An 11,084-nucleotide genomic window follows, 5' to 3' on the forward strand; every position below is an offset into this window, starting at 1 on the left:
GGAAGGATTTTTCTCTGTTTCACAAAACCGTTAATTAGGCTAAATCTAGGAACGTTTCTTTTCTGCTTAATATAGCATAAATCCAATGAAGTAACTTATTTATACAGGCAACGATTGACACTTTGGCAGGTTTTCCTTCTGATTTTTTCTTATCATAGAAGGCTTTAAGCTTTTTGTTCCTTGAACTTCTTATGCCGCATAGTACGGCAAGATACAGAGAGTGACGTAGTCTGCTCGAACCCCTTTTGGTAATACGATTAATGGTTGCCGTAAACTTACCCGATGAGTGAACACTTGGATCCACTCCAGCGAAGGCAACCAGTTTTTTCGGATGATTAAACCGATCGATTTCACCAATTTCTGAGATAATCGTGGCTGCGATTTTTTCTCCGATACCGGGAATCGATTGGATGATCTTATATTCTTCCATTTCATTTGCCAGGGCCACTATACGATCTTCCAAATCAGAAAGGTGTCCCTGGTAATGAAAAAGCAACTCAATATACATACGAAGATTGATTACGTGACTTTCATACACGTTTTTTTGAAATGGATTTCGAGATGCGGAATTCATTATTTTTTTTGCTTTTTCCCACGCCCATTCACCCGATCTGCTAGGACAGAACTCTATTACACTCTCTGCTAGTCTACTTTCTCCGGCCGTTAATACCGCCTCTGAAGTAGGATATTCCTTTAACATCAATAAAGAAACCTTCGAATATAGATCCCCAAAAACCTTCCGGTATTCAGGAAACACTTGATCTAAAATGGTGTGAAACTGAAGTTTAGCCTCCACATACATATTCGTTACGATTTCCTGTTGTCTGGACAAATTACGAAGGTCTAAAAGCTGAATTCCTCTAATTTTATGAGGTTCAAAATCCTCCTTGTAATACAGCACACACAACTGGTACGCATCGATAGCGTCTGTTTTTACCTTCCGTAAACTGGACTTCTTTGCCTGATAAGAAATAATCGGATTTAGTAAGATATATAGAATCCCTTGTTCCTCCAAGTATTGAATAACGGGAGAATGGTAATGCCCTGTAGATTCTAAAATGACCATAGGCATCTGCCCTGCCACCTCTTCAACTTCTTTTAGAAAGTCTAAAAATTGATCCAATTCCTCCTTGGTATGCTTCATTGAAAAGCTCTTCCCATACGGTTTAGATTGGTCTAAAAATGCCTGTACTTGGCTCTCTCCTTTTGCCACATCCAGACCAACAACTGGATTCATTGTTTTTTCCTCCTCTACTTACTAACCAGTACCCCTAGTCCTCCATGCAGTGTCATAGCTTCGCTTGTTATACGAGATCTACGTCCCAACCAGCCTCAAACATGTTTCTACAAGTAGGGGGCCGGACAGTTTAGTTCACGGGATCAAGTCCCACGCACCCGTACGTCCTACCCTGGCTACTGATATAATAGATTCTATTTAAAAAAGGTCAACCAGTAAAAACTGGCTAACCTTATAATACGAACGCACCCGTTAGTTTAAGTACAATCCTTCACAAATTGATATCTATCCTTGGAATTTAATACAACAAAAAGGTTCTAGAACCAAAGTCTTTTTTAGTTTAATTTACCTTTTAAATCCACCTTCTGAATGATATCTGACCTGTAATCCAATCTGCTTCATCGCTTACTAGAAATTTAATAGTTTTTGCAACATCTCTCGGTTTTCCTATTCTACCGAAAGGAAACATCGGTTTTAATTCATTTTTTATTTCCTCTGTCATCCACCCTGTATCAGTTGGACCTGGATTTAATGCATTAACCGTTATTCCTAAAGGGGCTAGTTCAGCCGACAATGTAATGGTTAGAGCATCAACTGCTCCTTTTGTTGTTGCATATGCTAATTCGCCAGGCATTGGTCCTTGAAACTGACCTGAAGTAATATTGACTATTCTTCCACCTGATTTCTTATCAAACCTTTGAGCAAATTTACTACTTAATAGTGTCGTTGCACGAACATTTACCATGTAATGTTTATCTAATTCTTCAGCAGTTAAATTAGAAAAATCGTTGTTAGTTGAGTATGCTGCGTTATTAATCAAGATATCAGGATAACCAAGTTGTTCAGAAACATTATTTATAAGTTGTTCAGGTGCATCATATTGAGTTAAATCCAACTCCATACATGATACCTTAACACCTTTTTTTATTAATTCTTCTTTTAATTTCATGGGTTCATCTAATTCAATGCTCCAAGGCATTTTTTTATCATATTCCGTCCAATAAGTAAAAAATATATGATAACCCGTTTCAGCTAACTCCTTACAAATAGCAGCTCCAATCCCTTTCAGACGGCTTACACCCGTAATAATTGCAATTTTCCCTTTTAATTGGTCCATTATAATATTCCTCCATTACGAAAGTAAATTTAAGTCTTGATACTTCATTAACCAGCCCCTTTACTAAGAAAAAGAGCTGCTGATCAGCTCCTGACAATGATGTAAAGCACCCTTTAGTTCAATAAAAATCCTTTAATTTTATGAATGCCAAACTCCTCCTGAACCAGGTGTAAAGCCACATGTTTTATAAAAGTTTATATTTGCTTCCTCATATGTTACAGTTACAATTCCTAATCCAAAACGTTCAGATTCTTGTAATAATTCTTTTACCAATTTAACTCCAATTCCCTGTTTTTGATATTCAGGATGAACAATAATATCTTCCATATATCCATGTTCTAAGCCCATTCCACAAACATAACCAAATGCTATTAGTTTATTATTTTCGTCTCTAACCCCAGCCCAGAAATTGCAACGCTCAAACAATGTAGGGTAATCTTTATCGCGTCTTCCCCACCCAACAAGCTCTCTTAATTCAGGTACTTCATGATTAGATATTGGCATGTTTATTATGACTCTATAGTTCATTTAATTCCCCTTTTCCTCATCTACAATAGAATTCTGTATTAATTTCTATATGATAAAGTCTAATTCCTTGTTTAACTAATCAGCCCCGTTTGTTGTATAAGAAAAAGAGCTGATCGTGAAGTGAACCCAAAAAGTTAGACACTTTATTTAATTAGGCAGCCTTGAGGGCATGAACCCGGTAATCTACCGGGCTCATGCCTTTTAATTTTACCTTGATTCGCTGATGATTGTAGTAATGGATATATTCTTCTAGTTCTTGTTTGAAATGCTCCATGCTTTCAAATTCTTGAAGATAGAGTAATTCGGATTTTAATAAGCCAAAGAAGTTTTCAATGACCGCATTATCGAGACAATTTCCTTTGCGGGACATGCTTTGTGTAATGTTATGTCTTTTCAAATCATGCGAGTATTGTTTCATCTGATAATGCCAGCCCTGATCTGAATGGAGAATGGGTGAATCTTTCGATTCCAAGCGATCAAAGGCTTTATCCAGCATTTTGGAAACGAGCGGATAAACAGGCCGAGATTCGATATTATAGGCGATGATTTCACCATTAAACAAATCAAGAATGGCCGATAAGTATAGTTTCTCCCCAGCTAGATGGAATTCGGTGACGTCTGTCACCCATTTTTCATTGGACTTTGCCGCCTTGAAATCACGTGCTAGAATGTTGGGCGCAATCTTGCCGATGTTCCCTTTGTACGAACGATATTTCTTCATGCGAACCAATGACTTCAATCCTAGTTCATTCATCAATCGGAGAACTGTTTTATGATTGATGCGAGCACCTCGGTTACGTAATTCTAGGGTGATACGCCGATACCCATAACGCCCTTTATGCGTATGGAAAATCTCTTTGATAAGTGATTTAATTTCTGTGTATTTATCCTCACGCCCGAAGGCGTTTACCCAATAATAGTACGTACTCCGTGCCATTTTAGAAATGGATAGAAGCAGATTTAAATCAAATTGTTTCCTTAGTTCATGGACTACTTTCGCTTTTTCTTTCTTTGTAAGGCTTCCTTTTCTTGAACTAAGGCATTCAACTTTTTTAGATAGGCATTCTCTGCACGTAAGTATTCTAATTCGGCAAGAAGTGCTTCTTGAGAGCCATTAGCTGGCGATGTTTTCTTGGTTTCTTTTTTCATGGATAGACGCCCCTTTTTCTTTGGTTTAAGGGCGTCTATACCGCCTTCCTTAAACTGATTTGCCCAATTCAAAAGTGTAGAATCGGAAGGAAGGTTATAGTGTACAGCGGTCTCGTTGATCGATGCCCCATATTCGTTCATATATTTAAGTACCTCTAGTTTAAAGGGCAGAGTGTAATTTGTATAGGATGAAGCAAGTCCTTCCATCCCATGTTTTAGATAGCGAGCGACCCATCTTTTCAGAGGGGATAAACCTACATTTCTTTCTTGTGCAATGGATTTATAGGATTTTTTTCCTTCTAAGTACTCTAAAACTGCATGTAATTTTTCGTCTATCGTATATTTAGTCAAAAAAACTGCACCTCCAATTGTTAGATGTTGTCTAACAATTGGGGTGCAGTTCATCGCACAGCTCTTTGCACCTGTTAGTTGAACAACTGGGTGGAACTCTATTAAAAAAGATTAATCAAAATAGACGGGTTCTTCGGGATTATTTAAATTCTTAAATGCCATCTCAATTTGTGTTTTTGTATTCCGAGCTATTGATAATGCTGGTAGTTCATTTTCAGCAAAAAAATCAACTGCACTTGTTTCTTTGCCTTTCATTGGTTGTCCGCCAATTATTTCACATTGAATAAATATTTTATAAACGTGATAAAGAGAAGGAGGATGCGGGTGACACTTCTTATCAAGTACACCCAACAACTTGATTGCTTTTACGTCAAACCCTGATTCTTCTTTTACTTCTTTAACTGCGACTTCACTTGGAGTTAATCCGATATCAGCCCAACCACCTGGTAACGCCCAGTCACCATCAGTGTTTTCTTTGACCATTAATATTTTATTATTCCTAAAGACCACAGCCCTAATATCTACTTTAGGAGTTGCATAACCAGTTTCATTTGCAATTAAATCCTTTATTACGGTCATATCCATATCCGTTTGATGTGACAGTATTTCAACGCTTATATTTCTTATTAATTCAAATCTCTCCAAATCATAAACATCTTTTGAATAAGTTAATCCCGCCTGTGCAATGGATTGAAGTTGTTTCGCCCAATCAAGCCATTTTGGTTCCATTTATATCACCGCCAATTTAATAATACCTAATATTACCATACGGGCCTAAATGTTGATAACTTCTTCAATCCTGCCTCTATTAAAGTAAAGCCACCTATTCTTGTTACACTAACCTGCCCCGATAGTTCCATAAAAAAAAGGCTGCCGCAGCAACCTCCCTTATTGAAGTAAAGCACCCTTTAATTAGACAACAAATTAAACTTATCGATTTATATTCTTTGCCATACCAATGGTAAACTTCTCAAATCCAAAAGTGTCATAATATGATTCCAAACTTTCTACACACATAAGTTGAGGAATTACTCGATTTTGCTCACAATGTTCAATTATTCGATTCAACATCTCTTTGCCGATTCCTTTGGACTGGTAGCTCGGTAGTACACACACTCCACATACAACTCCAGTAATCACACCATCTGAAATAACACGTCCCATACCCACTAACTGTTGTTCATCAAAAGCATAAATTGCATACCAACTTTGAGTGCACATTTGTTTCAAATCATTAACTGTTAATTTAAGTGAATTCCATCCTAAAGATTCATATAAGGTTAGTAATTGCTTAAAATTTCCAGGGGGTTCTATTGTATAATGTATAGGTTTTTCCATATGAGCACCTCCCTGGATTTTTGTATCTTACAGCTTAATCTCAACACATAATTTGTATGATTTTCACATATTTCCTTCCGCAAACCTGCCCCTTTAGCTCCATAAGAAAAAGAAATGCTGAGGCAACTCTCTTATGGAAGTAAAGCACCTGACCTCCAAATTAAAGAGACATTTATAAATGATTCAATATAGTTATAAAGCATCCATGTTGGATATTATGTTGAATGTCTCCATATTCTTTTACTAAATGAGTAAAGATTTCATCAAGTATTTCATTTCGTTGATTTTCTGTAAATCCTGAAAGCCAAGATAGAGAACCAACTCTTCCACACCAGTCTTCATTTGTAAAAGATACTGTGTAATTGAACTTATATGTTTCTTTTAAGTTAAATTTATGTTCCTGCCATTCTTTAAACCACTCAACTGGAAATCCATTGATAAACTGTTTTGATTCAGCCTTAGCCCCAGCAGGTTTTAACTCTCCAGTTGGCATATGTGCTTTAATAATTTGAAGTGTATCATCTATAACTTTACTTTTTGATATAAACCCTGAATCCATTACAATCAATTTACCCTTTTTCGCCAGAATTCTTTTAATTTCATCTAGGGTTTTTTCCCGATTAAACCAGTGCCATGCTCTTAAAACAGTTACATAATCAAACAAATCATTGTCTAACGTTGTAGATTCAGCGTATGTATTTATATACTCAATAATATTACCTTCACTCTTATCAATTGCTTTCGCTTGTTCTATTAATTCTGCTGAAGGTTCTACTCCCACAACAGCTGCACCCTCATTATGTAAAACTCGACTTAATACTCCCGTCCCAGAACCTAAATCCACCACTTTTTTATTGTTAAAATCTATTCCTCTAAGTTTTAAACTTTCCAATAACTCAACAGGTAAGTCATTTCTATATTGAGCGTAATTTTTTGCCACGTTACCAAAATTCACTTCCATCCATATCCCTCCAAGGAATATTTACCAAACTATTAAAATTATAACATATTATGCATGCTCCCTTAACGAACTAACCTGCCCCTTCGTATTATAAGGTCAGCCAGTTATTTCTGGTTGAACATTTTTTATATCGATATATGATAACGGTAGCCGGGGTAGAACGTACCTGCCCGTGGGGCTTAAGATCCCGTCAACTAAACAGTTCGCCCCCTACTTGCTTAAACATGATTTGGCTGGTTGGGACCAAGATCTCGTATAACAAGCGAAGCTATGATACTGCAAGAAGGATTAGGGGTTACCGGCAATATTATGTTTTTGGAGGAGATAAAAATGAATCCAGTAGTTGGTCTGGATGTAGCTAAAGGTGAAAGTCAGGTTCAAGCATTCTTGGATAAGAAGAAGCCTTATAAAAGAAGTTTTAAAGTAGCACATACCGTTGAAGGGCTAGAGAGCTTACACCGATATCTTAGAGAGATAGAAAACTTAACAGGAATTCGACCTCCGGTCGTTTTAGAGTCTACTGGGCATTATCATACTCCAGTTGTTCAGTATTTCGAGGAAAGAGGTTATTTACTAATTATCATTAACCCACTTGTCTCCTATCGAGCAAAGAGCTCATCTCTACGAAAAGTAAGACAGATGTGATTGATGCTTACCATCTCTGCGAGCTGTATTATAAAGAAGATCTGGAACCAAATAAAAAACGAGGAATTCAACTCTTAAACCTTCGTAATCTTACAAGACAACACGAAAATGTAACGGGTATATATGTACAAGCGAAACTCCAATTTCAAGCAGTACTTGATCAGGTTTTCCCTGAGTATCATGGGGTTTTTGGGGATTTATATTCAGTTGTCTCTTACTAACCTTATTAGAATATCCTACATCTGGAGATGTTTTGGTAGTCGATGAAGAAGCTTTAGGTAATAAAATCGATGAATTTTGTACAAGTCGTTCAAGAAAGTGGGCAAATACAAAGGCAAAGAAACTTATAGCTGCAGCAGCTAAAAATCCCTTTCAGACAACACTGTATCAAAGTCATATAATGAGCTTAGAAATGTATATCAAAATGCTTATAGAATACCAAAAGCACCTATCAAAGTTGGAAGAAGAGATAGGTGCTTTGGCTAAAGAAATTGAAGAATATAAGATAATCCAATCAATCCCTGGTATCGGTGAAAAAATCGCGGCAACGATTATTTCTGAAATTGGTGAGATTGATCGGTTTAATCACCCTAAAAAACTCGTAGCATTTGCAGGAATTGATCCTAGTATCTTTGAATCTGGTAGATTCAAGGGATCCGTAAACAAAATAACCAAAAGAGGTTCGAGTAGATTACGGCATGCCTTATATATGGCTGTTCGATGTGCCATTCGTGATTGTCGCAAAAAGAAAACGACTGATGAAGTTATCCCTCGTAACAAGAGATTACGTGAGTTCTATGATAAGAAACGGAAAGAAGGAAAGCCCTATAAAGTAGTTGTTATAGCATGTGCTAATAAGCTTCTACAATGGATATATGCACTATTACAAAACAACTCGACTTTCCAAGACCTGGCCTAGTTTAAAAGTATAACTAAATATCACAAAACTTTCCAAAGGCAGTTCGTTGGAAGGTAATTTGGCATGCATATTTTTAGTATAGCATGAAATATTTTTAGTTTTTATTGATAAATGTTGACAAACTATTAGCTGGTTTAGTTCCGTAAAAAAAGGTTGCCGCAGCAACCTACCTTATTGAGTAAAGCACCTGTTAGCTTAACAAGGTATGTATAGATTATTTTTCAACTTTAATGTATGTTCATTCGAATATAGGACGCATAAAGCTTCTCTTATAACTTAAAATACATTTAGTCTCTTCTGCAAATTTATATGCTTCTTGACATTCTGCATCCAATGCCATTTTTACTCGGTACTCTTCATATGCTGCTAAACTTGGGAAAGTGAATAATGCATAAGCAATATTATTAGCACCCTCATGTGGAAGGAAATAGCCCTGATGTGTACCGCCTAATTTATTAACTAATCGAATCCACATCTTACCGTATTCCTCGAACTCATTTAATTTATATGGGTCAATAACATATTTCAAATAGCATGTAACCATTTTAACCCTCCCAAAAATATCTATTTTTTCCCATCATAACATAAATTCGACTAACCTGCCCCGTTAGTACAATTGGTTACTCCATGTACTTCCACCTCTTTATCCTACTAGTAATTCAATCAAACTCCACCCTCTTTCGAGGTGTAGCTTTTAAATAAAGTTTAATCAAAAATATCTCGCAAACCCACATTTTACGATAAATAAAAAGAATCTATTTTGAAAAAAGATTGATCAAAATAGATTCCAATCCAGAATATTTCAGTTTGATTTTTATAAAAAACTTTAATCAATTTCAGTGTATCTAAAGTTTATTCTGCCTTCTCGAATTGAATGTGCCAGCTTTCCATGACTTTCCCGGCCGGGCTGATCTCTGACAAGCCTGTGCTTCACCGGCGTGCTGGCCGTCCATATGATCGGTCAGTACCTGTTCGGTCCCGGATGGGTTGATGGACAGAAGCATTAGCTGAAATATTTGCCGAATTAGCCATCAGTGCGCCTCCTGGATCATCCATCCTGCAAGATCGGACGGACCGGCCGGCTTCTTATTGTTGGCGGAGCCATCGCGTGGACGAAGCATGCCGCCAACGAGACGAAGTCCCTGTTTCCTCGTCATGAATCGTCCGATCTGCGTACCTATATAATTCTGTGTACCCGGAACGACATACAGCTTCCCGTCTTTCAATGCCCGAAGCGCAACTTCCACTACTCGCTCCGGTGTGTCTTTCTTACCGACGGCGGCTTCTTCCGTGCCTACGACGTTGAAGAAGCCGGTGTCCGTCGCTCCGGGACAAAGCGTGAGAAATTGGACGCTACTGTTGCGGTTTTCCCACCACAAGGCTTGGGTAAACGACAAGACGAAGGCTTTCGTTGCTCCGTATACGGCCATATAGGGAAGGGGCTGAAATCCGGCGGTCGATGCGACATTGATAACGGCTCCGGAGTTTCTACACAACATATCCGGCAAGAACAAGTGCGTCATATCTACAACAGCGGCAACATTGAGCATGACTTCCTCATGCTGGCGCACGCCTGACACTTGTTCAAACAAACCGTGCGTGGCAAAGCCTGCGTTGTTGACCAGCAGTTCGATCTCTAAATTCAGAAGTTGACATTGCCGATATAACTCGCCTGGCGCGCCCTCTTTGCCAAGATCGGTAGGAATCACCTCGACCTTGACGCCATGCTTCTTTCTAAGCTCCGATGCCAGGTTCTCCAGCTTGTTTTTCGATCGGGCTACGAGTACAAGGTTGCCACCCTCTTTGGCCAATTGTCGGGCGAATTGCTCTCCGATGCCGGATGAAGCTCCCGTGACAAGCGCCCAATTTCCTTTTATGTTCATTGTGCAACTCTCCTATCTACTTTTTTATAATTAGGAAACAGTGTTACTTTGTCCTTAAAAATAATTCCTGACTCTCATAAGAGTCAAGAATTGTGTTGCGTTCTGGTAACACTGTTTCTAATTGAAATCATTGTAACTAAGCTTTTTAAGAAAGTCAACATCGTTTTTTGAATCGTTGGTTTTTGGCATCCCTCGCAACATTGACAACGGTCCGACAATTATATTAAAATTCCTGTTAAGAGCTGGAAACATTGTTTCTTATCAAAAATGTATTAATTGAGGGTGATAGCGATGACAGACCAAAATAATTCCTTCGATGCAAATACGCAAAAGTTGGAAACGTATCAGGAGGCTCGCTTGAAAAATATTGAAAATCTTCGAAAGCTCGTCGTCGATGCTGCGGCAACGATTTTGTACGATGATGGTCCTGAAGCTGTGACGGTGCGTAAAGTTGCGCAGAAGATGAATTGCTCTACCAAAATCATATACAACCTGTTTGTCAATAAAGATGGACTGGCTCAGCAGCTTTATCTCGACGGCTGCAAGCTTCTCTCCAAAGAATTCGAGGGAACGCCGGGCGCTGACGATCCGATGCAGCAGCTGTTTAATTTAGGCGAAACCTTCTGGCAATTCGGACAGCGTTACTCCGGTTATTACAAGCTGATGTTCGGAGGAGCCTTCGCGGATTTCAAACCAGACGAGGAAAGCATACACGGCACCGTAACAGCTATGCGGCAATTGTTGACGGTAATTGGTAATGCGCAAGAGCAGGGACTGATTACCGGTCAGTATGACACGGAAACCGTCGTCCGTATCTTCTGGGCGTCGCTCCACGGTGTTATCCATCTTTACATGTGCGGACATTTTGGAGATGTGCAGTCCGCACATGCCGTTTACAAGCAAACGTTGTCTTTGGTTGTCGGTTCGTTATTTTCGAGTTGAGGCTTCTGGAGAGG

The 11,084-nt window shown here is 38.5% G+C and carries 10 protein-coding genes and 2 pseudogenes; 3 read left to right on the forward strand and 9 right to left on the reverse strand.

Annotated features, from left to right (window positions below; translation table 11 throughout):
- Positions 1-34 precede the first annotated feature (34 nt).
- From QNH43_RS16410 to QNH43_RS16440, 7 genes and pseudogenes are all read right to left on the reverse strand, one after another.
- Positions 35-1,237 (reverse strand): IS110 family RNA-guided transposase, encoded by a 1,203-nt coding sequence (locus QNH43_RS16410; RefSeq protein WP_283914941.1) that lies wholly within the window; start codon positions 1,235-1,237, stop codon positions 35-37.
- A gap of 345 nt (positions 1,238-1,582) precedes the next feature.
- Positions 1,583-2,354 (reverse strand): annotated as a pseudogene (locus QNH43_RS16415) (SDR family oxidoreductase).
- A gap of 138 nt (positions 2,355-2,492) precedes the next feature.
- Complete coding sequence (locus QNH43_RS16420; protein ID WP_283914949.1) at positions 2,493-2,882, reverse strand: GNAT family N-acetyltransferase; 390 nt, start codon at positions 2,880-2,882, stop codon at positions 2,493-2,495.
- A gap of 151 nt (positions 2,883-3,033) precedes the next feature.
- Positions 3,034-4,382 (reverse strand): IS3 family transposase gene (locus tag QNH43_RS16425; protein WP_283914783.1). Its coding sequence is split into 2 segments (ribosomal slippage): positions 3,034-3,938 and positions 3,938-4,382, totalling 1,350 coding nucleotides; the frame shifts between segments, so codons are not numbered across the junction.
- A 111-nt stretch (positions 4,383-4,493) separates the two neighbouring features.
- Positions 4,494-5,111, reverse strand: coding sequence for an NUDIX hydrolase (locus tag QNH43_RS16430; protein WP_283914950.1), 618 nt, complete (start codon positions 5,109-5,111; stop codon positions 4,494-4,496).
- A 201-nt stretch (positions 5,112-5,312) separates the two neighbouring features.
- Positions 5,313-5,720, reverse strand: a complete 408-nt coding sequence (locus QNH43_RS16435) for a GNAT family N-acetyltransferase (protein WP_283914951.1) — start codon at positions 5,718-5,720, stop codon at positions 5,313-5,315.
- A 172-nt stretch (positions 5,721-5,892) separates the two neighbouring features.
- On the reverse strand, positions 5,893-6,681 hold the full coding sequence (locus tag QNH43_RS16440) for a class I SAM-dependent methyltransferase (protein ID WP_283914952.1): 789 nt from the start codon (positions 6,679-6,681) through the stop codon (positions 5,893-5,895).
- Between the two features lie 330 nt (positions 6,682-7,011).
- On the opposite strand from QNH43_RS16440, the pseudogene QNH43_RS27830 reads away from it, so the two are divergent.
- Together QNH43_RS27830 and QNH43_RS27835 are read left to right on the forward strand one after the other, a co-directional pair.
- A pseudogene (locus tag QNH43_RS27830) lies at positions 7,012-7,547 on the forward strand (IS110 family transposase).
- A gap of 32 nt (positions 7,548-7,579) precedes the next feature.
- On the forward strand, positions 7,580-8,245 hold the full coding sequence (locus QNH43_RS27835; protein WP_434060124.1) for an IS110 family RNA-guided transposase: 666 nt from the start codon (positions 7,580-7,582) through the stop codon (positions 8,243-8,245).
- A 238-nt stretch (positions 8,246-8,483) separates the two neighbouring features.
- Here QNH43_RS27835 and QNH43_RS16450 read toward each other — a convergent pair whose 3' ends face one another.
- On the reverse strand, positions 8,484-8,789 hold the full coding sequence (locus tag QNH43_RS16450; RefSeq protein WP_096341034.1) for an NIPSNAP family protein: 306 nt from the start codon (positions 8,787-8,789) through the stop codon (positions 8,484-8,486).
- Positions 8,790-9,276: 487 nt separating this feature from the next.
- The gene (locus tag QNH43_RS16455; RefSeq protein ID WP_283914953.1) at positions 9,277-10,128 is read right to left on the reverse strand and encodes an SDR family NAD(P)-dependent oxidoreductase; all 852 of its coding nucleotides are present in this window, start codon (positions 10,126-10,128) and stop codon (positions 9,277-9,279) included.
- Positions 10,129-10,419: 291 nt separating this feature from the next.
- Here QNH43_RS16455 and QNH43_RS16460 point away from each other — a divergent pair, with 291 nt between their 5' ends.
- Positions 10,420-11,070, forward strand: coding sequence for a TetR/AcrR family transcriptional regulator (locus QNH43_RS16460; protein ID WP_283914954.1), 651 nt, complete (start codon positions 10,420-10,422; stop codon positions 11,068-11,070).
- Positions 11,071-11,084 lie beyond the last annotated feature (14 nt).

This window comes from Peribacillus simplex (assembly GCF_030123325.1).
Classification (GTDB): domain Bacteria; phylum Bacillota; class Bacilli; order Bacillales; family DSM-1321; genus Peribacillus; species Peribacillus simplex_D.